Origin of the sequence: Haloplanus salinarum, assembly GCF_024498175.1 — an archaeon.
Taxonomy (GTDB): domain Archaea; phylum Halobacteriota; class Halobacteria; order Halobacteriales; family Haloferacaceae; genus Haloplanus; species Haloplanus salinarum.
In genome coordinates this window covers 1,150,559-1,174,369 of the sequence record NZ_CP101823.1, presented here as the reverse complement: position 1 = coordinate 1,174,369, position 23,811 = coordinate 1,150,559, and the positions used below count along the sequence as shown (strand labels likewise).

The following is a 23,811-nucleotide window of genomic DNA, read 5'->3' as shown; positions in this document are numbered from 1 at the left end:
TTCAAGTGCGGACGTCCGTAGGTAGGCGTATGAGCGACTACACCTTCGACGACGTGGCCGTCGTCATGGGGACCTACAACGAGGAGGAGGCGATCGGGAGCGTGCTGGCGGACATCGACCGCGTCACGGACGGCCGGGCGGAGGTCGTCTGTGTCGACGGATCGAGCGATCGGACGCCCGAGATCGCCCGCGGCATGGGCGCTCGCGTGATCGAACAGGAGCCACGGGGGTACGGCGTCGCCGTGCGCGAGGCGGTGCTGACGCCGGATCGACCGGTGGTGGTCACCACCGACTGCGACGACACCTACCCGATGGAGCGACTGCCGGACTTCCTCGACCGGATCAACGAGGGCTACGACGTGGTCAGCGGCGACCGCATCTCGCCCCGTCCGGAGACGATGCCGGCGCTGAACCGCCTGGGCAACCGCGCGTTCGCGGGGCTCGCCAGTCTCATCCTCGGTCGGCGCCTCCACGACGTGACGACGGGGATGCGCGCCTACCGCCGCGACCTCCTCCACCGGATCGAGTGGACGGAGAACACGGGCCTGTCGGCGGAACTGCTGATGCGGCCCGTCGCCCGGGGCTACCGCGTGACCGAGGTGCCCATCGACTACGACGAGCGGGCGGGCGAGACGAAACTCGACCCGTTCCGGGGCGGCGCCGCCATCGCCAAGTCCATCCTGCGTGTCGGGTTCGCCGAGCGGTTCGACCGCCGTCTCGACCCCACCTCCGAGACGGTCGAGCGCGTCGACACCTCCAGTAGCGATTGAAACGGTTCACACAGCCGATCGCAGGGCTGCGTGTGATGGGCTGTGCAATGACGTTCGATCGCTACTGGTTCACGATGTCGCCGATCCGCCGCGGTTCGCCCGTCAGCGACGGCTCTTTCTCCACCATCTTCAGCACCTCGTGGTCGGTCACGTCGGGGTAGGTCTTCCCGACGGCGTCCTCGATCAGCGCCTTCTCCAGTCGGAACTCGGTTCCCTCGTAGACGACGTCGACGCCGCCGTCGTCGAAGGAGAGCGTGGTCATGGACGGGGGTAATCGGTCGGGACTCAAAACCCTGCCTGTCTCCGCGTCGGACGGCCGTCTGACGGCCGTTTTAATACGAGAAGCCTGTAGTCACGCGCGTGTCACTCGGGAGGGATCCGCTCGACGCGCTCGAGATCCCCGACGGGACCACCGTCGAGGAACACGACCTCGTGACCGACGGCGACGTGATCGTCGGCGGTCAGAGCACCGTCGAGTTCGGCGTCCGCGGGCGGAACGTGGTCGCCGGCGAGCGGGCCCGCTTCGGCGGCGACATCGAAGCCGAGGGGAACTGTCGGCTCGACATGTGGTGTGACGTGGCCGGTAACGTCCTCGTCGGCGACGACGCCTACCTCGGCGAGCGCGTCCACGTCGGCGGTCAGCTCATGGTCTCGGGCGACCTCGACATCGGCGACGACGTGGAGATCGACGAGGGGTTCGAGGCCAACGGCTGGATCGTCATCCGGAACCCCGTCCCGACGCTCGTCTTCTACTTCATCGTCCTCTCGCAGTTGCTCCGGGTGGGCGAACAGGGCGCCGCCGAGGAGATCGCGGAGGCGCTCTCGGGGGATGCCCCCGAGGATCCGCTGGTGATCCCCCGCGGGAGCGAAGTCTCGGACGACGCTTGGCAGGTCTCGACGCCCGCCCGCGTCGGCGACGACTGCCGCCTCCACGGCAACCTCCGCGCGGAGTCCATCGACGTCGGCGCCGACAACAACGTCTTCGGCAGCCTGCGCGCCCGCGGCGACGTGACCGTCGCCGAGGGGACCCGCATCCACGGCGACGTGACGACCCGCGGCGGGACGGTCCGGCTCGACCCCGACGTGCGCGTCCTCGGCGACGTCTCCTGTACCGACCTCGAACTCCACGAGGACGCCGTCGTCGATGGGGCGATCCGCTCGCGCGGCGAGATGCGGATCGTTCGGCCGGAGGCGGAACGGGAAATCGAGTGAACCGGGGCCGGTGGACCGCCCCGTCACGTCGTTACAGTTGTTCGAGGCGAAAGCCCACGGCTTTAGCCGTGGGATGAAGCCGACACGGTGGGGGGACAATCCACGGGCCACCAGCCAGCCGGGAGTTGTGTCCCGAATCGTTAAGTTTGGCCCTCCCGTACTGTGTTGTGACGGCGTTCCCCGGTTGTGGCACGGGGTCTTCGACCCCAACGGACGCTTCGCGTCCACAGCCCGCCGGGTAAGAAAGCCGAACCCAGTCCACGGCGTAACACGCGAGGTGACGCGACCCGTGGTACCCAGTTGGCTGAATACCCGACCGTGGAGGCCCGAACCGGTATTCGGGCCGTCGAAGCGCCCGGCGCGTCCGGGTGGGAAGGCCCGTTTGGCCGGGCTGTACGCGCTGGAAAGCACGTTCGGGGTCGTAACCGAACGGCCACCGTCGAACGCCCCACGCGAAAGCGTACTTGAGGGCCGAGGAAACGCGCAACCTTGAACTCCCCTTCGGGGAATCCCACGGCTGAAGCCGTGGGAGGAGGTCAACCTCCCGGTTCGATACGATCGACGAGTCCGTCGAAATCCGTGTCGAAGCTCAGCACGGCGTCGATACCCCGCGACTCACACTGCGCGACGACGGTCGCGTCGGTGAAACTCAAGTCGTGATCGTCGTACCGACGAAAGACCGCGAGCGACGCCCGAACGTCGTCCGGTTCGACGTGTCGCATCTCGACGGCCTGTGGAAACGATCCCTCGCCGAGGATTCGCTTGGCGACGGTGTCCGCCGCCTCGAACGATCCCGTTCGGGCCCGTGTGAGTGTCACGGTTTCGTCGAAGACGTAGTCGTTCGTGTACGGTTGGCCGTAGACCCCGTCGAGCAGGTCGTCGAACGCATCGACGGCTGCCCCGTGACGCTCCGCATCCGTATCGTGATGCGCGAAGAACACGCCCGTGTCGACGAGGACGCTCATCCGTACAGCACGTCGTCGATGTCCTCCTCGCTCGTCGTGACGCCGGAGGAGACCATCCCCTCGTGAAACGCCTCCCGCTCGGCGTCGGCGAGGGGCACGCGCTCCTCGCGGAACGAGTCGACGAGGTCGGCCTTGGACTCGATTGCCTCCGCGACGAGTCGCGCCAGCAGTTCCTGCTGGGTGACCCGTCTCCCCGTTTGCAGCCGGATCTCGGCCTGTAACCGTTCGAGACGGGCCTTGGTATCGTCGTCCATCTTCACCGAGGTTGCCATACCGTTCGGTAGAATCCGCTACTGGGTAAAGATTTCTACCACGCTCGAGCCATATCTCGGATCCCGGGCGCCGAGCACGGAGCCGAACGGAACGATCAGCCCCGTGCCGGTGGTGCGACCCGACCGAAACTAAATTCCCCTCGACCCGCCACCGTCCGGTATGCTCTCTCTCGCGCTCGCGGGCAAGCCCAACGCGGGCAAGTCCACGTTCTATCAGGCCGCCACCCGCGCGGAGGTGGACGTGGGGAACTACCCCTTCACGACCATCGACGCCAACCGCGGGGTGACCCACGCCCGCACCGACTGCCCCTGTCTCGACCGCGACGAGCGCTGTGGCAGCGAGCGCTGTCGCGACGGCAAGCGCTACGTGCCCGTCGAACTCTTCGACGTGGCCGGTCTCGTCCCCGGCGCCCACGAGGGGAAGGGGCTGGGCAACCAGTTCCTCGACGAACTCACGGACGCCGACGCCATCCTCAACGTGGTCGACGCCTCGGGCGGGACGAACGCCGAGGGCGAACCCGTCGAGGTCGGCACCTACGACCCCGTCGAGGAGGTCGACTTCGTCGAACGCGAGATGGACCAGTGGCTCGCGGGCATCGTCGACCGCAACTGGGAGGGCGTCGAGCGCAAGTCCCGCTCGCCCGACTTCGACATCGACGAGGTCCTCACCGACATGCTCACCGGTTTCGGGGCGACGGTGGCGGACGTGGCCGGAAGCCTCCGGGCGCTCGACTACCCAGAGGACCCGATCCAGTGGACCGACGAGCACCGGGCCGCGCTCGCACGCGAGGTCCGCGCCCGCACCAAGCCGCTGGTGGTCGTCGCCAACAAGGCCGACGTCGCGCCTGCGGAGAATCTCGAGCGGCTGCGCGCCACCGACAAGCCGGTGATCCCGGCGACGGCCGAGGGCGAACTCGCCCTCCGGACCGCGAGCGACGCGGACGCCGTCGACTACGACCCCGGCGACCCCGACTTCGAGGTGGTCGGCGACGTGAGCGACGCCCAGCGCGAGGGGCTCGAACGCATCCGTGAGGTGATGGCGGAACACGGCGGCACCGGGGTCCAGGCCGCCATCGACGCCGCCGTCTACGACTTGCTCGACCGGATCACCGTCTTCCCCGTGCAAAACGAGACGCGGTGGACAGACGGCGCCGGCAACGTCCTTCCGGACGCCGTCCTGCTCCCGCGGGGGGCGACCCCGCCGGACCTCGCCTACGCCATCCACACCGATATCGGCGAGGGCTACCTCCACGCGGTCGACGCGCGCTCCGACCGGCGGATCGGCGAGGACCACGAACTCTCGGAGGGGGACGTGATCAAAATCGTCAGCACCGCGAACTGAGACGGGCAGTCGTCGTACGGACGAGCGCACGGTGCGCTCGCGTCATCCAACCAGGATGGGGAGGATCGAGCCGTCAGCGGGTGAATAAACTCACGTCGCGTGGCTAGTTTAATCTGCCGTTGACACTACGGTCGCCAGTTTATTCGAGTTTATCTACCGGCATTCGTCGGTGCGGGGACTCGACGGGACGGCGAACGGTCGGTTCGCGGCCGTTCAGCGCAGGTCCGCCACCACGTCGGCCATCACGTCGAGCGCCTCGCGGAGCACCTCGGCGTCGTTGGCGTAGGAGATGCGGGCGTGGCCCGCGCCGTTCGCGCCGAAGGCGTCGCCGGGGACGACGATCACGTCCCGTTCGATGCAGGCGTCGACGAACCCCTCCGGCACCTTCGGCATGGCGTAGAAGGCGCCCTTCGGGGTCGGCACCTCGACGCCCATCGCCTCGAACCGGTCGAGCAGGAGGTCGCGCCGCTCCCGGAAGGTGTCGCGCATCTCGCTCACGACGTCCTGTGGGCCGGAGAGCGCCGCCTCGGCGGCGTACTGCGCCGGCGCCGACGCGCAGGCCTGGACGTACTGGTGGACGCGGAGCATCCGCTCGATCCGGCGGGTGGAGGTGGTGACCCAGCCGAGTCGCCACCCGGTCATCGAGTAGGTCTTCGAACAGCCGTTGACGACGACCACGTTGTCGGTGTCGGCGTAGGCGAGCGGCGAGTGGTGGTCGCCGTCGAAGACGAAGTGTTCGTACACCTCGTCGGAGAGACAGACCACGTCGTGTTCGTCGGCGATGCGGGCGAACTCCCGGACGTCTTCCGCGGGCGACACCGCGCCGGTCGGGTTGCCGGGGCTGTTGACGACGAACATCGCGGTGTCGTCGGTGATGGCGTCCTCGACGGCGGCGGGATCCAACGTCAGGTCGTCGCGCAGGGGAACCGGCACCGGCTTGCCGCCCGCGAGTTTCGTCAGCGCGTCGTAGGAGACGAACCCCGGATCGGGGATGAGCACTTTCTGGCCGGCGTCGACGTGGGCCTCCAGCGCGAGGTGGAGCGCCTCGCTTCCCCCCGCGGTCGCGATGACGTCGTCCGGGTCGACGGCTACCCCCTGATCGCGTTCGTGCTTGGCGGCGATGGCCTCCCGGAGCGGGCGGATCCCCTTGTTACCCGTGTAGGCGTCGGCCTTTCCGGCCTCGATGGCTTCGACGGCCGCCGCGCGGGCGTGGTCCGGCGCCGGGAAGTCCGGCTGGCCGAGGCCGAGGTTGATCGCGTCCTCGCCGGCCGCCTCGAACACCTCGCGGATGCCGCTGATGGATATCGACTCGACGCGTGGGGAGAACTCGGTCATACCCTCGTTCCGGGTCCCGTCCGGCATAGGTGTTCCCGTTTTTCGTCCGATCCGGGCCCTGCCGCGTCACCGGGGGACACCCGGCCGGCGACTCACTCGTGTGCGTCCCCGACGCCGGAGTCCGAGTTCTCGCCCGGACACAGCAGCTCTGGACTGCGATTCCACGCCGATCGCTCCGCGAACTCCCCGATCCGGCGGCGGTCGTCCTCCGTGAGGCAGGTGGTCGTGCAGGTGACGGTCCGTCGTCGGGCGAAAAAGGGGTTGCTATGAGGGCTATTGGGCCGTCCCGACCGCTCACTCCGGGTCGTCCTCGTAGGCGTCGCGCAGGGTCGAGACGTGATCGCCCAACTGTGAGAGCGCGCTGTCGGCGTCGACGTAGCCGTCGTCGTACTCGTCGTAGACGCGTTCGGCGGCGTCGAGGAAGGCCGCCACCTCCGCGTCGAGGTCGTCTGATGCCATGTGTGATGGGGGGTGCGGAGGGCATATATTTCCACCCCTCGAAGGTCGACCGTGACCCTCGTCGCCCGGTTCGCCGACGGAACGATTCGGCTCGACGGCGACCTCGACCCCGCGGCCGCCGACGCCCTCCCCGTCGAGTTCGACGGCCGGAGCGGGACCCTCCGGGCGCCGGCCCACCGGTATGCCGCCCTCCGCGACGCCCTCGACGCGGCCGGAATCGACTACGAGGATCGGGTGTTCGACCTCCCGACGCTCGATCTGTCGACGACGTACGACCTCCGGGACTACCAGTCCGCGGCGCTCGCGGCGTGGGCGGACGCCGACCGGCGGGGGATCCTCGAACTCCCGACCGGGAGCGGCAAGACCGTCGTCGCGATCAGGGCGATGGCCGACCTGTCGACGCCGACGCTCGTGGTCGTGCCGACGGTCGACCTCCTCCACCAGTGGCGCCGCGAACTCGAAACCGAGTTCTCGGTGCCGGTCGGCCAACTCGGCGGCGGCGAGCAACGCCTCGAATCCCTGACCGTCGCCACCTACGACTCCGCGTACCTCCGTGCCGACGAGGTCGGCGACCGGTTCGGGTTCGTGGTCTTCGACGAGGTCCACCACCTCGGCGGCGAGGGCTACCGCGACATCGCCCGCCTGCTTCCGGCGCCCGCCCGCCTGGGCCTGACCGCCACCTTCGAGCGTCCGGACGGGGCCCACGAGGTCGTCGCGGACCTCGTCGGCCCCGTCGTCTACGACCGCTCGGTCGACGACCTGGCCGGCGACCACCTCGCGGACTACGAACTCCGGCGGGTCGAGGTCGAACTGACGCCCGCCGAACGCGAGGCCTACGAGGACGCCCAGGGCACCTTCGTCGACTACCTCAAGACCTCGAACCTCTCGCTGTCCAGCGGGAGCGACTACCGCGAACTGGTCAAGCGGTCCGGGAGCGACCCGCGAGCCCGGGAGGCGCTGCTGGCCAAACAGGAGGCCCGGGAGATCATGATGAACTCGGCGGCGAAAGTCGACGCGCTGGAGCGGATCTTCGCGCGCCACCCGGACGCGCGCACCATCGTCTTCACCGCCCACACCGACCTCGTCTACCGGCTCTCCGAGCGCTTCCTCTGCCCGGCGATCACCGCCGAGACGGGGGCGAGCGAGCGGCGGGCGATCCTCGACCGGTTCCGCGAGGGAACCTACACCCGCGTCGTGGCCGCGAACGTCCTCGACGAGGGCGTCGACGTGCCCGACGCGAGCGTCGGGGTGATCCTCTCGGGCAGCGGGAGCGAACGCGAGTTCACCCAGCGCCTCGGGCGGGTGCTCCGCCCGAAGGCCGACGGCCGGACGGCCGTCTGCTACGAGGTGGTGAGCGCCGAGACGGCCGAGGAGCGGGTGGCCGAGCGGCGGCGGTGATCACTCCAGCCGCGACTGCAGCGAGCCGTCGCCCACGAAGTCGTCGTAGGCGACGTCCTCGAACTCGACGGCGATCTCCCGCTCCCCGTCGGCGGGGACCGTCACCTCGCGGCGCCGCTCGGTCGTCGACTCCCCGACGGTGACGGCGACGACGAGCGTCCGGGTTCGCTCCGTCCCCGCCGGGTTCCGCACCGTCGCCAGCACCCGCAGGTGGCCGTCGTCGGCCTCCTCGAAGTCCTGATCGCTGATGCTCAGTTCCCCGTCGCCGCCGGTCCCGGGGGACTCCCCGCCCGGCGTCGGCGGGGTTCGCGGACCGGTCGCGCCGGGCGTGGCACACCCGGCGGAGAGGGCGAGTCCGAGAAACGCGAGGGCGCGACGCCTGTCCATACCGGATCGACCCCGGCGAGCGACAAGAGCGTTGTCCTCGCGCCCGCCCGTCGGCGGGATTTTATCCACGGAGCGACGAGGTGGGCGCGTGCTCCGGAAGGACCTGCTCCGGGTGTCGCGGGCCGGCGGCGGCTACCGCCCGCAGTTCGCGGACCGCGCCGACCGGCCACTGGCCGCGCGCGTTCTCGGGACCTTCGCCGACCACGTGGGGGAGCCACGGTCGGCCCTCGACGCGGCGCTCGCGGATCTGGAGGGCGAGGCCGACGACTTCAAACTCGTCCGCGGGTTCGCGTCACTGTGCGAGCGGGACGCGACTTTCGAGACGCGGGCGGCGGTGCCCCCCGAACGGGCTCGCCGGATCGCTTTCGAAGCCGCCGAGACGGTGGGTGTCGTCACCGAGGCCGACCGGGACCGGGCGCTCGACCGCGCCGCCGGCCGGCTCGGGGTCGACCCGGAGGCAGTCGCCGACTCGCTGTACGCCGACCGCGAGGTTCGGCAGGTGCTCGCCGACTTCGACCCCCGGTGGACGCCCGACGCGCTCCTCGACCAGTACGACCTGTCGCTGGCCCAGACCGCGCTGTTCGACGCCGTCGAGGTTCGCGTCCGGAGTTCGGACCCCAAGGCGCTGGTCTCGGCGGTCAAGCGCCTGGGGTTGATGTACGAGATCCACCGGACGGATGCGGGCCGGGAGGTGGTGGTGACCGGCCCCGACCACCTCTTCCGGCGGACCCGACGGTACGGCACGGCCTTCGCCCGGTTGTTGCGGTCGGTGGCGAAGACGGCCGACTGGCGGCTGACGGCGACGATAGACGACCGCGGCACCGAGCGCGAACTCGTCCTCACGGACGAGGACGTCGGCGTTCCCGGTGTCGACCCCATCGCCGAGCCGACCTACGACAGCGGCGTCGAGGCCGACTTCGCCGCCCGCTTTACCGCGCTCGATCTCGACTGGGACCTCGTTCGCGAACCCGAACCCCTGGCGGTCGGGACGCGCGTGATGATCCCGGATTTCGCCTTCGACTACCGCTTCGCCGACTTCCGCGTCTTCTTCGAGATCATGGGCTTCTGGACCCCCGAGTACGTCGAGAAGAAACTCGGCCAACTCGCGGACGTCGAGGACGTCGAGTTGCTGGTCGCGGTCGACGAGAGCCTCGGCGTCAGCGACGAGATCGAGGCCCGGGACCACCGCACGATCACCTACGGTGGCACCGTCCGGGTGAAGGATGTGGTCGACGCCCTCCGGCGCTACGAGGCCGACCTCGTCGCGGAGACACGGGCCGCCCTGCCGGACGAACTCCGCCCGGACGCGGACGTCGTCACCCTCGCCGACCTCGCGGCGACCCACGGCGTCGGCGAGGACGCCCTCGACACCGTCGCCTTCCCCGAGCACGAACGGGTCGGCCGGACGCTGGTCCGCCCGGACGTGTTGTCCGCCCTCGACGACGCGCTCGACGCCGGTGAGACCCTCGATACTGCCGAGGAGCGACTGGCCGAGTACGGGCTCTCCGAGACCAGTGCCGTCCTCTCGAGACTGGGGTACGAGGTGGCCTGGGACGGACTGAGCGGCGGGACGATCCGCGAGAAGGGATAGACGGGCTACGACCGAGTCGTCGGGGCCACGCGGCGTGGCGCCGTCTCGGCCGTCCGCTCGGAGGCCGGCGTCCACTCGAGGTCGCCCGCGTAGTGGAACGCCCGGTGGTCCTGTTCGGGGTCGACGACGGTCACGGAGAGCCAGCCGCCATTGAGCAGGCCGGTCACCGCGTCGTGGTCCGCGAGCACCTGGGTCACGCGCTCGACCGGCGCGTGGATCACCGTCGAGAGCCGGACCGGTTGGTGGTACGGCTCGTCGGCCGCGCTCATCACGGACTGGAGCGGAAGGCCGGTCATCAGGTCGCCGCCGTTGCCCTGGTAGACGCCGACGTTCCCGACGGGGTTGTGGGTCACCTTCGACCCGCTCCCGTAGACGGGGTTGTCGACCGTCGCGAAGTAGTACTGGGCGTTGATCCACTGGGTGACGACCATCGGTCCGGTCACGATGGCTTCGAGGGCGTCGCCGTCCGGATCGGTCGTCCAGTCGTAGGAGTGGAGGAACGCCCGGCCGTCCAGGTCGAGGCCGTCGGTAAGCGCCCGGGGGCCGACGACGAAGCCCGCGTTGCCGGCCAGCCCCCACTCCGGGCGCGTCTCCGCCCAGTCGGCGGCGCGCCGCTCGGCCTCGCGGACGGCCGCGTCGGGGTCGTCCTCGTCGACACGCTCGGCGGCCGCCCCGGCCCGGGCGGTTTCGAGGTCGGCACGGAGCCGTTCGAGGTCCGCCGCGTGACTCTCGGGGACGTCGCCGTCGTACAACTCGATCCCGTCGGTGGTCGTGTCGTGCTCGCCCGCGACGAAGACGGTGTCGTCGGGGACGTCCACCCCGCGCTCCCGGAGTGCCGCCCTGACCGCCTCGTCGTTACAGATCCGTGCGAGGACGCGGGCGTTCGGCCCGCCGGGGTTGCCGGCGCAGGCACCGCAGTCCAGGCTCGAATCGAACGGGTTGTTCGTCGTGTGGCTGGCGTGACCGACGAAGGCGACCACGCGGCCGAACCGCTCCCATCCCATGAGTTCGAAGGCCGTCGCCGCGTACTCGACCCGTTCGTCGAGCGTGAGGCCCTCACGGAGGTCGTTGACGGAGTCGGGGTTGTACTCGACCGTCGGCTCGCAGAACTCGTGGGCGTCGGGCACGCGGCGGCCGACGGCGTCGAGCAGGCCGCCGACGCGCTCGGGGACGAGCGTCCGGGCGGCCAGCGCCGAGCCGTACCCCACGCCCGCGCTCTCGACGAAGCTGAAGGCGGTCGCGGCGTTGGCGCCGAGGCGTTCGACGACCGACGCACCGGCCTCGCGGACGGCGTGCCACCGGTCGTGTGTGCCCCGGTCGCCGTCGGGGTCCGCGGGGGGGCGGTCCGCGATGCGGTGTTGCGCGTCGACGATGGGCGGACAGGCGTCCACGGATACGTCGGCGTCGTAGCCCTCGTAGCGCATCGGGATCCCGAAGAAGCCGGCGTAGCCGTGGGTCTCGTAGTCGCCCGCGCGCTCGACGTGCCGGCGGATGACCTCCGAGCGCGTGTCGATACAGAAGACCAGTTGTGCGTCCGGGCGGCCGTCGTCGTCGGCGTCCGCGGCCGCCTCGCTCGCGTCCGTGAGCGGGTCGACGAGTTCCGAGCGGTAGGTCGCCTCCCAGGCCGTCAGCCAGACCTCGGCGAGCGGGACATCGTCGCCCGTAGTGTCGGCGGCGCCGTCGCCGTCGTCGGGGGCCTCGTCGGGTACGAGGGGCGCGTCGAACAGGTCCGCGAGCGTCAGACGGACCGCCAGATACCCCGGGAGCGTGATCGGGTACGCCGACTGCCAGGCGCCGTCCGCCTCGGCCCGCCGCTTGAGGAGCCCCGTCCAGCCCGGGAGCGCCGTCAGGTGGAACTCGAAGACGTCCTGCCACCGGCCGACGGGGTACTCGTCGAGGCGGTCGCGGATGGCGTCGACCGGGTCGTCGGGAAGCGCGGCGACGGCGTCGGCGTCGGGAATTTCGCCGTCGTACCGGGCGACGCTCCGGAACGCCGCGTAGAACCCACGGTCGCGATCCGGCATAGGCCACTTCGCCCGTCCCTCGTCGAGGAAGGCAGACAGCCACTTCGTCAGGACCGCATCGACGCGGTCGTCGGCGGTGGTCTCGTTCGGGTCGTCCGCGTCCGCACGCTCCATGCGTTCGAGCGTCGCGGCGGGGTCGGCGTCGTACCCGTGGGCGGCGAGCTCCGCGCGCAACACGTCGTCGTCGATCCGACCGTCCTCCCACGCGCGGCGGAACACGTCGGCGCTCGGGTAGCCGTCGCCGCCGAGGGTCCGCTCGGCGTCCGCGACGGCCTCGTGGAACGGCCGGTCCTCGAACCCGGCGAGCGGGTTGGCGGTCACGAACGAGTGCAGCGGCCAGACCGAGCCGACCGCCTCGGCCGCCGTGTCGATGCTGTCGCGGATCGCGGGTTCAGTACTCATCGTACTCCTCCGTGCTCGTCAGTTGGGTCGCAGTCGGCGGTTGCGTCGCGTTCAACAGCGCCACGTAGAGGCGCCGGCTGTGCCGGTAGGCCTCGGTCTCGACGCCGAGATACGCCAGGACGAACGCGGCGGCGACGAGGCCGTGGACCGGCGTCAGCGCCGTCGGCTGGCCCACCGCCGGCAGGCCGGCCAAGAGCCCCTCTATCAGGCCGTAGACGGCGGCGTAGACGGCGATGGCCGGCAGGGCGACCGCCGGGACGGCACCGTACCGGACCGCCGACGGAAGCGACCCGTCGGCGACCAGTTCGCGGGCCGCGTGCATGACCGTCAGGACGACCAGCAGCGTCAACAGGAGACCGCCGTCCGCTCCCATCCCCTTGCCGGTGAGCGTCCCGAAGAGGACGCCCCCAGCGAGCGCAGTGCCGGCGATCACCGCGACGCCCGCGGCCCCGGTCGACCCACGCGCCGTCCGCTTCGTCGGCGACTCGCGTTCGATCCCCTCGCCGGAGCCGAGAAAGCGGTAGGCCTTGTAACAGCCGTGCAGGACGAGGTGGGTGATCGCGGCCCCGAAAAAGCCGAGCCCCGCCTGCATGAGCATGAAGCCCATCTGTCCGACGGTCGAACAGCCGAGCTTCCCCTTGACGTCGGTCCGGACGGTCTTCAGGAGCTTTCCGAGGATCGCGCTCGCCGCGCCGAGGGCCACGAGTCCGAGCATGACGGCGCCCTCGGCGGTGACGACGGGGGCGAACCGGACTAGCAGGACGCCGCCGGCGTTGACGAAGCCGGCGTGCATCAGCGCCGAGGCCGGCGTGGGAGCCGTCATCGACGAGAGCAGCCACGTGTGGAAGGGAACGAGCGCCGATTGGATCGCCGCCGCGAGCAGGAGCGCCCCCGCGGCGAGGAACAGGACCGCCGGCGACGCGTTCCCGACCGTCGACGCGAGGCCCGACACCGTCGTCGCCCCGGTGTGCCACCACAGCGTGCCGAGCGCGGCCGCGAGCGCCCCGCTGCTCGCGAGGAAGTTCCGGCGGGCGAGCGACCCCGCGGCACGTGCCTGTGGCCACCCCTCGACGTGGCCGATCAGGTCGGCCATCACCAGCCCCATCGCGAGCCACGCGGCCCCGAACAGGGCGAGGTGGTCGGCCGCGACCAGGGTCATCACGAGCAGCGTGAAGCCGAACACGCGCCCGAAGAACCGATCGACGGCCCGGCCACCGGCCATGTAGCGCCGCGAGTAGCTGTGGACGACGCCACTGAAGAAAGTGGCCGCCACCCACATCACCGCGGTCAACCCGTCGACGATGACCAGGTCCGCGAGGCCCCAAGGCTCGCCGCCACGGAGCTGGCCGGCCAGCACGCCGACACTCGCCAGCCACAGGAGCCACACGAGTCGCGTCAGCGCGACCGGCACGCGCGAGTTCCCGTTCGTCGCCGTCGGCAACGCCCCCACCGTCGTCTCGGTTTGTCCTGTCATCGTTTGCGTCTCCGACCGGCCACCGCACGGACCGTCCCGGTCCGCCCTGTTCACTCGCCGGTCGTCTCTACCCACTAATACGAACAGAACGTCTATTAAATCTATCTATATTCCCAATACGTTCCAAAATAACGTATTAAAGAACATTATGTTTATCGGGAGGATACATCCGTCGCGGCCGGAGGTTCGTTTATCGGCACGGGGCGCCTACCGTTCCCATATGCCCGAAGAAGTCCTGTTCGAATCCGAGAGCACCCAGACCCGAGACGGGATCGCATCGTACCTCCGCAGCGTCGCCGACAAGCTCGAACGCGGGGACGCGATCACGCTCAGAGCCGGGTCGGAATCCGTGACGATGGAGCCGCCAGCCCGACCCACCTTCGAGGTCAAAGCCGAACGTGAAGGACCGGCGGACGGCCCCGGGGAGTTGAGCATCGAGTTCGAACTCGAATGGGACGAGAGCGGCGACCGGAACGGTACCGGGAGCGGGCAGTTGGAGATCGAGTGAGGGGGACGGGCGCTCGGCCGTGGTGGACGGAAATAGCGCGGTCGACGGCGCCAACGATCCGTATCAGTCGTCCCCGTCCTCCGTGTCGAACTCCCCGAATGGCGTCGTCTGGTGGCTCCGGACGAGCACTTCGTCGGCCACCGTCAGCCCCATCTCGAGGAGTTCCTGTGCGATTGGCGTGATGTCGTCGTCCGACTCGCCGACGACGGTCACCAGGAGGTTTCGGTCGCCGGTGACGAGTTCTTGAACCGACACGACTCCGTCGATGTCGAGTATCTCGGGGATGCGTTCGCCGCGTTCGGGGATCGACGCGGTACAGAACAGCAACATCCGGAGCGGGTAGCCCGACCGCTGGTAGTTCACCTCGGCGCTGTACCCCTTGATGATATCCTCCGATTCGAGGCGTTTGAGCCGCTTGCGGACGGTGCTGTCGGAGGTGCCGGTCCGCTCCGCGATGTCCCCCGAGGAGGTGTTTCGGGCGTCCTCCTGGAGCGCGTACAGGATCGCTCGGTCGACGTCGTCTACGTCGCTCATACCGGTACCTCCGCAGCAAAGGTACTTTACATTGTTCGACCGCCCTGCCGCCGCGTGACCCCGCCGTACATCACATACCGCGATATCGAACGGTCGGACGATCCCACACGTCGCCGATCCGATCACCTCCGGGATCACCGTGGCCCGGAACGACCGGCTCTCCGACCGCGGGCGGGTCGCTGACCTCATCAGCGGGGCGTTCGAACGCTGAGCCGACGCGGCCGACCGTCGTACCGACCCAGGTCACTCCTGTGGCCGGACCAGCAGCCGGACCTGTGAGCCGTCGCGGTTGTCGTAGGGAATCGGCGTCGCGATGACGTCGTACCGACCGGCGCTCACCGCTTCGAGGTTGGCGACCCCCTCGATGATCAGGATGTCCTCGGGGAGGAGCGTGTAGTGGACGTGGTGTTCCGCGAGTTCGGCGCCCGGTTTGTCCGCCGACAGCGCGTCGATGGCGAAACACGCGATGTCCCGTTCGACCATGTACTCCGCGGCCTCCGCCTCGGGGTAGACGAAGTTCCGGAGGTAGTGGTCCGTATCCGCCGGCGCCATCCCGCAGTCGAAGATGAGGTAGTCGCCCGCCGAGAGGTCGTACCGCTCGGCCTGTTCAGCCAGCTCCTCGCGGGAGACCCCGCTTCCGGGTTCCTTGTGGCTGAAATCACAGATCACGCCCTCGGTGACCATCTCGTCGACGGTCACCTCGTCGATGGTGCGATACTCCTCTTTCGAGAGGAAATGCGTCGGTGCGTCCATGTGCGTCCCACAGTGGGTCTCCAGATGCAGGAGCGTGGAGTTGTAGTCGTCCTCGTCGAGGGTCGCGTAGTCCTCGAACTCCGGTTTCGGGTGCAGGGGCGGGAGCGTCGGGCTGTCCTCCGCGAGCGTCTGTGTGAGGTCGATCCACTCGCTCATACCCGTGTGAGCGACCGGTCACCACATAGACCTTCGGACGGACCCCCGGTCACTGGAGCGCCGGCCGGACCTCGTCGCCGAACAGCTCGATGCCGCGCGTGTCGGGGAAATCCAGGAACATGAGCTGGAGCCGCTCGAAGCCGAGTTCGCGGATGGATTCGATCCCCTCGATCACCTCGGCGGGCGTACCGATGAGGAAGTCGCCTTTCTCCCGTGCTTCCTGGGCGTTCGAGAGGTTCTCGTCGATGTCGTCCTCCTCGCCCCACGGAAGCGGGAAGATCTCGTCGCAGAGTCGCTGGAGTTCGTCCTCGTCCTCCCTGACGAGGACGTGTGCGAGCCACGACCGTTCGACGTCGGCGGGATCACGCCCCGCCTCCTCGAGGTACTCGTCGAACTTCTCGACCTTGAACTCGATGGGCGGTCCCCGGGCACGGCCGCTGATCTCGACGTTCCACTCGTCGGCGTGGCGGGCGGCCACGCGGAGCAGTTTCGGCCCGGCGCCACCGACGACGATGGGCGGATGCGGGTCCTGAACGGGTTTCGGCTCGTTGTAGGCGTCCTCGATGTGGTAGTGGTCCCCGTGGAAGGTCGGTTCGTCCTCGGTGAACATCGCCTTCGCCACGCGGATGGTCTCGTCGAGCATCTCGATGCGCTGCTCGATGTCCGGGTAGTCGAAGTCGTAGGCGCGGTGTTCCTCGTCGTGCCACCCGGCGCCCAGCCCGAGTCGGAGGTTCCCCTCGGAGAGGATGTCCACCGTCGTAGCCATCTTCGCCAGCAGGGCGGGATTGCGGTAGGTGACCGAGCCGACCAGCGGTCCGAGTTCCATGTCGTCGGTCCGCTCGGCGAGCGCGGAGAGCAGCGTCCAAACCTCGTACTCCTGGTGTTTCGGCCCGAGCATGAAGTGATCGGGTGCCCACAGCCCTTCGAGGCCGGCGGCCTCGACGGCGTCGACGCCGGCCATGGTCGTCTCCCTGTCGAGGTCCTCCAGCAGCGGCGCGTCGCGGTGGACGCCCACTCCCGGGTAACATTGAACCATCCAATCGAACTGCATCGTCTTCCCCAACGGCGCCGTCTGTAATGAAATTCGGGGCAGGTTATCGCCCCTGGCGATCGGTCGGCCCCGACCGACACCTCGTGTCGTCCACCCGACCAGTACAGCTAAGACGGCGAACGCCCACACCTCTCGCCATGTCAGCCACTGACCTCTCCCTCGTCGGGGAGTCGGCAGTCGTGACTGGTGCCGGGCGGGGTATCGGGCGACGGATCTCCGAGGCGCTCCTCGACGCCGGGGTCGACGTCGCCATCAACGACATCGACGCGGACGCCCTCGCCGAGGCGGCGGACGCGCTCGACGGAACCGACGGCGACCTACTCACCCACGAGGCCGACGCGAGCGACCCGGACGCCGCCGCGGCGTTCGTCGAGGCGGCGGCCGACGCCTTCGGCGGCCTCGATATCGTCGTCAACAACGTGGGCATCGCGGGGCCCACGAAACCCTGCGAGGAGATCACCCACGAGGAGTTCATGTCGACGCTCTCGGTGAACCTCGGGAGCCTGTTCAACACCACGTCGGCGGCGATCCCCCACCTCAAGCGCGGGGGCGGGGGCGGGCGCGTCGTCAACGTCTCGTCGATGAGCGGGAAACGGCCCCTCGAAGATCGGACGCCGTACACCACCTCGAAGATGGGGGTCATCGGCTTCACCCGGACGCTAGCGGTCGAACTCGCCGACCACGACGTCAACGTCAACGCCGTCTGTCCGGGGAGCGTCGCGGGGCCACGGCTCGACGCCGTCATCGAGGCACAGGCCGCCTCGCAGGACCGCCCCGTCGCGGAGGTGGAAGCCGAGTTCCGGTCGGCTTCGCCGATGGACGAGTTCGTCACCGCCGGGGACGTCGCCGACGCGGTCCTCGTCCTGTGTTCCGAGCGCACCCGACGGGTGACCGGCCAGGACCTCAACGTCACGGCGGGCATCGTCATGTACTGACGCGCAGACGGAACTCCGGGGACGGAAACGGGATCTCAGCCCCCGAAACCACCGGCAATTTTTATTACTAATCGTCGTAATCGTCAAGGACGGCATGAGTGACTCTCACAACCAAACCGACGGAATCAGCCGACGACGGTTCGTCCACGGAATGAGCGCGGCGAGCGCCGCCGCGGCGGCCGGCCTGTCCGGCTGTATCGGCGGCGGTGGCGGTGGCGACGGCGAGATGGGAATCCCGGACGACCCCGACGCGGCGGTCGACGGGGCGTCCATCTCCCTCGCCATCGACGAGGGGCACAACACCAACCCCTTCCAGTGGTTCAGCGACTCGATTCAGGAGGACACCGGCGTCGAGCTCGGCGAGATCAACGGCTTCGGGTTCACCAACCTGTTCTCGAACCTGATGACGGAGTTCACGAGCAACTCCGGGGCGTTCGACCTCGTGAGCTTCTATCCCCAGTATCTGGGGACGTTCGCGGCCAACGGCCACCTCCAGCCGCTGGACGACATGATGGAGATCGAGGGCTGGGACCCGCAGTTCGACGACATGCTCAAACCGTTCCGGCAGATGTACACCCAGTGGGGTGGCAACACGTACGCGCTCCCCATCGACGGCGACGTGTTGATGCTCGTCTACCGCCGGGACCTCTTCGAGCAACACGACATCGAGGTGCCCGAGACCTGGGCCGAGTTCAACGAGGTGGCGCGCTATTTCACCGAGGAGACCGACGACATCGACCACGGCGTCGCGACCTTCGGCAAGCGCGGGTTCGCCTACGGCTGGTTCCTCACCCGCTTCGGCGGCCTCGGCGGGAAGTACTTCGACGAGGACATGAACCCACAAATCAACACCGAGGCGGGGCGACGCGCCCTGGAGTCCTGGCGGGAGACGATCCAGTACGCCCCCGACGACACGGCCAGTTACGGCTACCCCGAGCTTCGGGACGCGTTCACCGGCGGCAACGTGGCGATGGTCGTCCAGTGGACCGACGTCCCGAAGAAGGCGGCCGCCTCGGAGGCCACCAGCGGCAAGTGGGGCGGCGCGGCCGTCCCCGGATGGGAGGACGGTCGTGCCGCCAGCGCGATGCCGGTCGGCCGCGTCCTCGGCGTTCCGTCGGGGGTCAGCGACGAGCAGAAACTCGCCGCCTACCGCTTCGCACAGACGTTCACGCTGCCGGAGTACAGCACGCACATGGTCTCCGACCCCGGCTGTGGCGAGGACCCGTTCCGCACCTCCCAGCTCTCCGACCCCGAGCCGTTCACCCAGGAGAATCCCTACCGGGACGCCCCACAGGAGTCCGTCGCCTTCCAGGACATGGAGAGCGCGGAGCAGTACACGTCGGCCGTGCAGGCGACGCTCGAACAGGGGTACCCCGTGCCGTACTGGCCGGGCTCGCAGGACTACATCAACGCCCTCGACATCGAGATTTCGCGGTTCGTCAGCGGCGAGACCGGCGTCGAGGAGACCCTCGAGAACGTCGAGAGCGAGTGGGAGAGCATCGTCGAGGACCTGGGCCGCGAACAGCAACAGGAGTATTACAGCAACGTCATCGAAGCGTGGCAGAACGCGGGTATCTGGGAGTGAGGCGATGGTAGTTCGCCGAGCGCCCCCGGTCCCCCCCGGACGGCCCTCCCGGTCCGGGTGGGCGCACGGACGACGGAGGTAACTCACCGATGGCATCATCCACCGACGATACGCAGGCACACCGTTCGACCGGCATCAGTAGCTACGTCCGAAACGAACACCTCGAATACTGGTTCGCGATTCCGGCGCTGCTCATCCTGCTCGCGCTGGTCATCTTCCCGATGCTCTGGTCGCTGTGGACCAGTTTCACCGACCTCAATCTCTCCATCGCGACGCGAAACGGCGCGTTCGTCGGCCTGGCGAACTACGCCGACCTGCTGACGAGCGACCGGTTCTGGACCACCATCGGCAACACGGCCTACTACGTCGGCCTCGGCGTCGCCATCGAGTTCACCCTCGGGTTCGCCGTCGCGCTGTTCATGGCGAACTACACCCGTGGCCGCGTGACGACCGTACTGTTCACGCTCCTCTTGCTCCCGATGATGATGGCGCCCATCGTCGCGGGGCTCATCTGGCGGCTCCTCTTTCAGGAGTCCTTCGGCCCCATCAACTACCTGCTGGCGGCGGCCGGCGTCGGCCAACCGGCGTGGCTGTCGTCGACGGCGATGTCGCTGAACAGCATCCTCATCGCCGACATCTGGCAGTGGACGCCCTTTATGATCCTCATCCTCTATACCGGCCGCCTGTCGATCAGCGAGGACCTCTACGAGGCCGCGCGGATCGACGGCGCCGACCGCTGGTTCACCTTCCGTCACGTCACGCTCCCGCAGATGAAAGGCGTCATCGCCATCGCCATCCTGCTACGGGCGATGGACGCGTTCAAGTTCTTCGACAAGATGTTCGTCATGACCGGCGGCGGCCCCGGTACCTCCTCGGAACTGGCCACGTACTACAACTACCTGCTCGGGTTCAACTCGTTCTCGATGGGGAAGGCGACGGCGATGAGTTGGCTCCTCCTGCTGTTCGCTGTCGTCCTCGCGAACGTGTTCCTCTCCGTGCTCGAACGGGGCGAAGGGGGTGATCGCGTCGTATGAGCGTCGTCGAGTGGACCCGCCACCGACTGGCCGGCGCGACCGAGGAACCCGTCTCGCTCCGGGGTGCCTTCCGCACCATCGGCGTCACCTCCTTCGTCAGCGTCATCCTCGTGGCGACGCTGTTCCCGCTGTACTGGACGGTGAACACGTCGTTCAAGCCGGCCCCCGAGACCCAGACGTTCCCGCCGACGTTCGTCCCCGAGACGTTCACCGTCTCGCCGTACGTCGATATCCTCACCGGTGCGGGATCGTCGGTACTCGTGAACAGCGTCATCGTCAGCGTCGGCGCGACGGCTCTCGCGATGCTCATCGGCGTGCCCGCGGGGTACGCCTACGCCCGCAATCCGGGTAAGGTCGGGGGCAAACATCTGGCCTTCTGGATCCTCTCGCTTCGGATGTTCCCCCCCATCGCGCCGATCCTGCCGCTGTTTTTCATGTTTCGGCAGGTCGGCATGATCGACACGTATCCGACGATGATGCTGCTGTACCTGACGTTCAACGTCCCGCTGGTGGTCTGGTTGATGCGGAGTTTCTTCCAGGACATCCCCCAGGCCGTCGAGGAGGCGGCGATCATGGACGGCTACTCGCGGCTCGAAGCGTTCTTCAAGGTGTCGCTCCCCCTCGTCTCGCCGGGTATCGTCACGACGACGCTCCTGGTCTGGATCTTCTCGTGGAACGAGTTCCAGTTCGCGCTCGTGTTCACGCGCAACGCCGCCCAGACCTACCCGGTGATCATCCCGTCGCTCGTCGGCGGGCACGCGACCCTCTGGAACCAGGTCGCCGCGCTGTCGGTGCTCGCCATGATCCCGATCATCGTCATCTCGCTTTTGATGCAGAAACGACTCGTCCGCGGGCTCACCCTCGGGGCGGTGAAAGGATGACCGCCGCGCCGACGGCTCCCCAGCACCCGAACGACCGACGGACCGCGCTCGACCGCGTCCCCTCCCATCCACCTCACAACCCATGACTACGATCGAACTCGATACGGTACGCAAGGAGTTCGGCGACGACATCGTCGCCGTCGACGACGTGTCGCTGACCATCGAAGACGGCGAACTCGTCGTCCTCGTCGGCCCCTCGGGATCCGGGAAGTCGACGACGCTCCGGATGATCGCCGGACTCGAAGCCCCGACCAGCGGCGACGTCCTGATCGACGGCATCCGCGTCAACGACGTCCAGCCACAGAACCGCGACATCGCGATGGTGTTCCAGTCCTTCGCGCTCTACCCCCACCGGACCGTCCGGGGGAACATCTCGTTCCCACTGGAGGCCCGCGACGTGCCCGACGCGGAGGCAGCGGAACGCGTCGAGGAGGCCGCGGGCATGCTCGACATCACGGAACTGCTCGACCGGAAGCCCGCGAACCTCTCGGGCGGCCAGCAACAGCGCGTCGCGCTCGGCCGGGCACTCGTCCGCGACCCGCAGGCGTTCCTCATGGACGAGCCGCTGGCGAACCTGGACGCGAAGCTCCGAAAGGAGATGCGGACGGAGGTGGTTCGCCTCCAGCAGGAACTCGGCGTCACCATGGTCCACGTCACGCACAACCAGGAGGAGGCGATGACGATGGGCGACCGCGTCGCGGTGATGAACGAGGGGAAGATCCAGCAGCTCGCGCCGCCGAAGGAGGTGTACCAGCGGCCGGCCAACCGCTTCGTCGCCGAGTTCATCGGGAGTCCGAGCATGAACCTGCTCACGGGGTCGCTCGCGTCCGGGACGTTCGACGCCGACGTCGGCGACGTGTCGGTCCGCATCCCCGACGAACTCGCCGACGCCGCGACGGTCGACCCGCTCACCCTCGGCATCCGACCCGAGAGCGTCCAGATCGTCGATTCGCCCGACGACTACACGTTCGAGGCGGTCGTCGACGTGGTCGAGTTGATGGGGAACGTCCAGATCGTCCACATCGACCTCGGCGGCGCCGAGTTCCTGGCCGAGGTCGACCCCGACCTCCCGGTCGAACAGGGCGACTCCCTCCTCGTTCGACTCCCGCCCGGGAAGATCGACCTCTTCGACGGTGTCTCCCCCGAGAGTCCCCGGGTCGAGCGGGCGGCCGAGCGCGACCGGTCCGCGCCCGCCACGCCCGAGACGTAACCGACCCCGGTCGCGCGACCGTTCACTCCCGCGCCGGCAGCGACGCTCGCCGCCCCTATTCCGGCGGCGAGACCGACGCTCGCCGCCCCTATTCCGGCGGCGAGACCGACGCTCGCCGCCCTTTCGGGATCACCGACCGCAACTCGTCGTGGACGTAGAGGCCGACGCCGATGGGTTCGCGCTCGCCGGCGATCCGGTGGGCGACGATCAGGTAGCCCCAGTCGCAGTCCCACTCGGGGTCGAGGTCCTCGCCGGCGAGGAAGGTCCGCGCCCCGTCGGCGTCGAGTTCGATCACGTTCCGCGTCGCCGCGCCGCCGAACCGCTGGACTGCGTTGGTCGTCGGCTTCCAGTGTTCCTGGCGCGTCCGCAGGAACGTCATGCCGACGCCCTCGGCGTCGACGGGGGTGGGCAGGTCGGCGGCGAAGATCCAGATCTTTCCCGCGCCCTTCTCCCAGAAGGTGTAGTCCGCGAACGCCTCGCGGTCGATGCCGAACCGGTCCACCCACCAGTCGATCACCTCGGCGCGACTCGCCCGCCCGGCCACCTCCCGCTCGGCGGCCGTCGCGGGCAGGCGGTCGAACCGCTGGCCGTCGTTCGTCATCCGCCCACCTCCAGCTTCGCACAGAAGAACCCGCCCGTGTCGTTGTGGTGCGGGTAGATCCGGAGCGCCTTCTCGACGCTCGGATCGTACGACTCGCCCTCCCACTCGGTGACCCCGGGGACGCCGTCGAGCGGGGCGTCGAGGTCGACGAGTCGGCACTCCTCGGCGGCGAGGACGTGATCCAGCACCGCCTCGTTCTCTTCGGGGGCGAAGGTGCATGTGGAGTAGACGACGGTTCCGCCGGGACGGGTCGCCTGTACGGCCCGCCGGAGGATGCCCTTCTGGACGCCGGCGACGCTGTGGACGTGATCCAGCGACCAGGTGTCGAAGGCGTCGGGGTTCTTGCGGATCGTCCCCTCGCAGGAACAGGGGGCGTCGACGAGGGCGCGATCGAAGGCGTCGACGGCGTTCGGGTGTCCGGAATCCTCCCCCAGCGGCTTCAGCGAGAAGTTCCGCGCGTCTCGGTTCGTGACCACGAGGTTCGTCACCCCGAGGCGCTCGGCGTTGTGACGGAGCGCGGAGAGCCGACCGAGGTTGTTGTCGTTGCCGACGAGGAGCCCACGGTCGTCCATCAGCGCCGCCAACTGCGTGGTCTTGCTCCCGGGGGCGGCACAGGCGTCCCACACCCGGTCGCCGGGATCGGGATCCAGCACCAGCGCCGGGAGGTTCGACACTTCCTCCTGGCCGTGGATCCAGCCGTGAGCGTGGGGCCAGTTCCGCCCCGGGGAGTCCTCGGGCAGGCGGAGCACGCCCGGGTGCCAGTCGGTCCGCTCGTGGGCGATGCCCTCGGCGTCGAGGGCTTCGAGCACCCGGTCGACGGTGGTCTTGATCGTGTTGACGCGGACGACGGCGGGCAGCGGCCGGTCGCAGGCTGCCCGGAAGGCCGTGGCGTCGTCGACGAGCGATTCGTACCGCTCCAGCGGAGTCATCGA

24 protein-coding genes are annotated in these 23,811 nt (G+C 68.8%); 11 read left to right on the top strand and 13 right to left on the bottom strand.

All coding sequences use genetic code 11. The features are described 5' to 3' along the window. Window positions 1-29: 29 nt before the first annotated feature. Complete coding sequence (locus NO364_RS06195) at window positions 30-770, top strand: dolichyl-phosphate hexose transferase (protein WP_157688539.1); 741 nt, start codon at window positions 30-32, stop codon at window positions 768-770. A gap of 61 nt (window positions 771-831) precedes the next feature. On the opposite strand, the gene NO364_RS06190 is transcribed toward NO364_RS06195, so the two are convergent. Further along, window positions 832-1,032, bottom strand: a complete 201-nt coding sequence (locus NO364_RS06190) for a DUF5800 family protein (protein ID WP_157688538.1) — start codon at window positions 1,030-1,032, stop codon at window positions 832-834. Between the two features lie 98 nt (window positions 1,033-1,130). On the opposite strand from NO364_RS06190, the gene NO364_RS06185 reads away from it, so the two are divergent. Continuing rightward, on the top strand, window positions 1,131-1,982 hold the full coding sequence (locus NO364_RS06185; RefSeq protein WP_157688537.1) for a polymer-forming cytoskeletal protein: 852 nt from the start codon (window positions 1,131-1,133) through the stop codon (window positions 1,980-1,982). Between the two features lie 536 nt (window positions 1,983-2,518). On the opposite strand, the gene NO364_RS06180 is transcribed toward NO364_RS06185, so the two are convergent. Continuing rightward, window positions 2,519-2,947, bottom strand: a complete 429-nt coding sequence (locus NO364_RS06180) for a type II toxin-antitoxin system VapC family toxin (RefSeq protein ID WP_257628803.1) — start codon at window positions 2,945-2,947, stop codon at window positions 2,519-2,521. Next, on the bottom strand, window positions 2,944-3,219 hold the full coding sequence (locus NO364_RS06175; protein ID WP_199243740.1) for a hypothetical protein: 276 nt from the start codon (window positions 3,217-3,219) through the stop codon (window positions 2,944-2,946). The genes NO364_RS06180 and NO364_RS06175 overlap by 4 nt, the downstream gene beginning before the upstream one ends. Window positions 3,220-3,379: 160 nt before the next feature. On the opposite strand from NO364_RS06175, the gene NO364_RS06170 reads away from it, so the two are divergent. Then, window positions 3,380-4,561 carry a redox-regulated ATPase YchF gene (locus tag NO364_RS06170; RefSeq protein WP_257628802.1) on the top strand — a complete coding sequence of 394 codons (1,182 nt, stop codon included), beginning with the start codon at window positions 3,380-3,382 and terminating at the stop codon, window positions 4,559-4,561. Window positions 4,562-4,774: 213 nt separating this feature from the next. Here NO364_RS06170 and NO364_RS06165 read toward each other — a convergent pair whose 3' ends face one another. After that, window positions 4,775-5,896 carry a pyridoxal phosphate-dependent aminotransferase gene (locus NO364_RS06165; protein WP_257628801.1) on the bottom strand — a complete coding sequence of 374 codons (1,122 nt, stop codon included), beginning with the start codon at window positions 5,894-5,896 and terminating at the stop codon, window positions 4,775-4,777. Window positions 5,897-6,190: 294 nt separating this feature from the next. Next, a complete protein-coding gene (locus NO364_RS06160) occupies window positions 6,191-6,355 on the bottom strand; it encodes a hypothetical protein (RefSeq protein WP_199243739.1) in 165 nt (54 codons plus the stop codon). Between the two features lie 51 nt (window positions 6,356-6,406). Here NO364_RS06160 and NO364_RS06155 point away from each other — a divergent pair, with 51 nt between their 5' ends. Next, window positions 6,407-7,753 carry a DEAD/DEAH box helicase gene (locus tag NO364_RS06155; protein ID WP_257628800.1) on the top strand — a complete coding sequence of 449 codons (1,347 nt, stop codon included), beginning with the start codon at window positions 6,407-6,409 and terminating at the stop codon, window positions 7,751-7,753. Here NO364_RS06155 and NO364_RS06150 read toward each other — a convergent pair whose 3' ends face one another. Next, the gene (locus NO364_RS06150) at window positions 7,754-8,140 is read right to left on the bottom strand and encodes a transcriptional initiation protein Tat (RefSeq protein WP_157688532.1); all 387 of its coding nucleotides are present in this window, start codon (window positions 8,138-8,140) and stop codon (window positions 7,754-7,756) included. It abuts the gene before it with no gap. A gap of 88 nt (window positions 8,141-8,228) precedes the next feature. Here NO364_RS06150 and NO364_RS06145 point away from each other — a divergent pair, with 88 nt between their 5' ends. After that, entirely contained in the window at window positions 8,229-9,731 is a 1,503-nt protein-coding gene (locus NO364_RS06145; RefSeq protein ID WP_257628799.1) for a DUF790 family protein, read from the top strand. 5 nt (window positions 9,732-9,736) lie between these two features. On the opposite strand, the gene NO364_RS06140 is transcribed toward NO364_RS06145, so the two are convergent. After that, window positions 9,737-12,157 (bottom strand): DUF2309 domain-containing protein, encoded by a 2,421-nt coding sequence (locus tag NO364_RS06140; protein WP_257628798.1) that lies wholly within the window; start codon window positions 12,155-12,157, stop codon window positions 9,737-9,739. Next, complete coding sequence (locus tag NO364_RS06135) at window positions 12,147-13,631, bottom strand: proton-conducting transporter transmembrane domain-containing protein (RefSeq protein WP_257628797.1); 1,485 nt, start codon at window positions 13,629-13,631, stop codon at window positions 12,147-12,149. Before NO364_RS06135 ends, NO364_RS06140 begins: the two co-directional genes overlap by 11 nt. Window positions 13,632-13,851: 220 nt before the next feature. On the opposite strand from NO364_RS06135, the gene NO364_RS06130 reads away from it, so the two are divergent. Further along, window positions 13,852-14,139: an amphi-Trp domain-containing protein gene (locus NO364_RS06130; RefSeq protein WP_157688528.1), complete on the top strand. Its 288-nt coding sequence runs from the start codon at window positions 13,852-13,854 to the stop codon at window positions 14,137-14,139. Window positions 14,140-14,202: 63 nt separating this feature from the next. On the opposite strand, the gene NO364_RS06125 is transcribed toward NO364_RS06130, so the two are convergent. From NO364_RS06125 to NO364_RS06115, 3 genes are all read right to left on the bottom strand, one after another. Then, on the bottom strand, window positions 14,203-14,673 hold the full coding sequence (locus tag NO364_RS06125; protein ID WP_257628796.1) for an Lrp/AsnC family transcriptional regulator: 471 nt from the start codon (window positions 14,671-14,673) through the stop codon (window positions 14,203-14,205). Window positions 14,674-14,916: 243 nt separating this feature from the next. Next, window positions 14,917-15,582, bottom strand: coding sequence for a cyclase family protein (locus NO364_RS06120; RefSeq protein WP_157688526.1), 666 nt, complete (start codon window positions 15,580-15,582; stop codon window positions 14,917-14,919). 49 nt (window positions 15,583-15,631) lie between these two features. Then, window positions 15,632-16,633, bottom strand: a complete 1,002-nt coding sequence (locus NO364_RS06115) for an LLM class flavin-dependent oxidoreductase (protein WP_157688525.1) — start codon at window positions 16,631-16,633, stop codon at window positions 15,632-15,634. Window positions 16,634-16,770: 137 nt separating this feature from the next. Between NO364_RS06115 and NO364_RS06110 the strand changes: the two genes are divergently transcribed. The 5 genes from NO364_RS06110 (at window position 16,771) to NO364_RS06090 (ending at window position 22,278) form a co-directional block, all read left to right on the top strand. Next, window positions 16,771-17,568 (top strand): SDR family oxidoreductase, encoded by a 798-nt coding sequence (locus NO364_RS06110; protein WP_257628795.1) that lies wholly within the window; start codon window positions 16,771-16,773, stop codon window positions 17,566-17,568. Window positions 17,569-17,662: 94 nt separating this feature from the next. Beyond that, a complete protein-coding gene (locus NO364_RS06105) occupies window positions 17,663-19,153 on the top strand; it encodes an ABC transporter substrate-binding protein (protein WP_257628794.1) in 1,491 nt (496 codons plus the stop codon). Window positions 19,154-19,242: 89 nt separating this feature from the next. Beyond that, window positions 19,243-20,187, top strand: coding sequence for a carbohydrate ABC transporter permease (locus NO364_RS06100; RefSeq protein ID WP_157688522.1), 945 nt, complete (start codon window positions 19,243-19,245; stop codon window positions 20,185-20,187). After that, window positions 20,184-21,068 (top strand): carbohydrate ABC transporter permease, encoded by an 885-nt coding sequence (locus NO364_RS06095; protein WP_157688521.1) that lies wholly within the window; start codon window positions 20,184-20,186, stop codon window positions 21,066-21,068. The genes NO364_RS06100 and NO364_RS06095 overlap by 4 nt, the downstream gene beginning before the upstream one ends. An 82-nt stretch (window positions 21,069-21,150) precedes the next feature. Then, window positions 21,151-22,278, top strand: coding sequence for an ABC transporter ATP-binding protein (locus NO364_RS06090; protein ID WP_257628793.1), 1,128 nt, complete (start codon window positions 21,151-21,153; stop codon window positions 22,276-22,278). An 88-nt stretch (window positions 22,279-22,366) separates the two neighbouring features. On the opposite strand, the gene NO364_RS06085 is transcribed toward NO364_RS06090, so the two are convergent. Both NO364_RS06085 and NO364_RS06080 read right to left on the bottom strand, forming a co-directional pair. Next, the gene (locus NO364_RS06085; protein ID WP_257628792.1) at window positions 22,367-22,879 is read right to left on the bottom strand and encodes a DUF7122 family protein; all 513 of its coding nucleotides are present in this window, start codon (window positions 22,877-22,879) and stop codon (window positions 22,367-22,369) included. After that, a complete protein-coding gene (locus tag NO364_RS06080) occupies window positions 22,876-23,808 on the bottom strand; it encodes an RsmB/NOP family class I SAM-dependent RNA methyltransferase (RefSeq protein WP_157688519.1) in 933 nt (310 codons plus the stop codon). Before NO364_RS06080 ends, NO364_RS06085 begins: the two co-directional genes overlap by 4 nt. Window positions 23,809-23,811 lie beyond the last annotated feature (3 nt).

What these genes read in the sequence shown, in the direction of transcription:
- NO364_RS06090 (WP_257628793.1), top strand. Translation starts at nt 21,151, where the DNA reads ATGACTACGATCGAACTCGATACGGTACGCAAGGAGTTCGGCGACGAC.
- NO364_RS06135 (WP_257628797.1), bottom strand. Translation starts at nt 13,631, where the DNA reads ATGACAGGACAAACCGAGACGACGGTGGGGGCGTTGCCGACGGCGACG.
- NO364_RS06105 (WP_257628794.1), top strand. Translation starts at nt 17,663, where the DNA reads ATGAGTGACTCTCACAACCAAACCGACGGAATCAGCCGACGACGGTTC.
- NO364_RS06100 (WP_157688522.1), top strand. Translation starts at nt 19,243, where the DNA reads ATGGCATCATCCACCGACGATACGCAGGCACACCGTTCGACCGGCATC.
- NO364_RS06080 (WP_157688519.1), bottom strand. Translation starts at nt 23,808, where the DNA reads ATGACTCCGCTGGAGCGGTACGAATCGCTCGTCGACGACGCCACGGCC.
- NO364_RS06175 (WP_199243740.1), bottom strand. Translation starts at nt 3,219, where the DNA reads ATGGCAACCTCGGTGAAGATGGACGACGATACCAAGGCCCGTCTCGAA.
- NO364_RS06150 (WP_157688532.1), bottom strand. Translation starts at nt 8,140, where the DNA reads ATGGACAGGCGTCGCGCCCTCGCGTTTCTCGGACTCGCCCTCTCCGCC.
- NO364_RS06120 (WP_157688526.1), bottom strand. Translation starts at nt 15,582, where the DNA reads ATGAGCGAGTGGATCGACCTCACACAGACGCTCGCGGAGGACAGCCCG.
- NO364_RS06125 (WP_257628796.1), bottom strand. Translation starts at nt 14,673, where the DNA reads ATGAGCGACGTAGACGACGTCGACCGAGCGATCCTGTACGCGCTCCAG.
- NO364_RS06140 (WP_257628798.1), bottom strand. Translation starts at nt 12,157, where the DNA reads ATGAGTACTGAACCCGCGATCCGCGACAGCATCGACACGGCGGCCGAG.
- NO364_RS06170 (WP_257628802.1), top strand. Translation starts at nt 3,380, where the DNA reads ATGCTCTCTCTCGCGCTCGCGGGCAAGCCCAACGCGGGCAAGTCCACG.
- NO364_RS06180 (WP_257628803.1), bottom strand. Translation starts at nt 2,947, where the DNA reads ATGAGCGTCCTCGTCGACACGGGCGTGTTCTTCGCGCATCACGATACG.
- NO364_RS06115 (WP_157688525.1), bottom strand. Translation starts at nt 16,633, where the DNA reads ATGCAGTTCGATTGGATGGTTCAATGTTACCCGGGAGTGGGCGTCCAC.
- NO364_RS06110 (WP_257628795.1), top strand. Translation starts at nt 16,771, where the DNA reads ATGTCAGCCACTGACCTCTCCCTCGTCGGGGAGTCGGCAGTCGTGACT.
- NO364_RS06085 (WP_257628792.1), bottom strand. Translation starts at nt 22,879, where the DNA reads ATGACGAACGACGGCCAGCGGTTCGACCGCCTGCCCGCGACGGCCGCC.
- NO364_RS06160 (WP_199243739.1), bottom strand. Translation starts at nt 6,355, where the DNA reads ATGGCATCAGACGACCTCGACGCGGAGGTGGCGGCCTTCCTCGACGCC.
- NO364_RS06165 (WP_257628801.1), bottom strand. Translation starts at nt 5,896, where the DNA reads ATGACCGAGTTCTCCCCACGCGTCGAGTCGATATCCATCAGCGGCATC.
- NO364_RS06195 (WP_157688539.1), top strand. Translation starts at nt 30, where the DNA reads ATGAGCGACTACACCTTCGACGACGTGGCCGTCGTCATGGGGACCTAC.
- NO364_RS06190 (WP_157688538.1), bottom strand. Translation starts at nt 1,032, where the DNA reads ATGACCACGCTCTCCTTCGACGACGGCGGCGTCGACGTCGTCTACGAG.
- NO364_RS06095 (WP_157688521.1), top strand. Translation starts at nt 20,184, where the DNA reads ATGAGCGTCGTCGAGTGGACCCGCCACCGACTGGCCGGCGCGACCGAG.
- NO364_RS06130 (WP_157688528.1), top strand. Translation starts at nt 13,852, where the DNA reads ATGCCCGAAGAAGTCCTGTTCGAATCCGAGAGCACCCAGACCCGAGAC.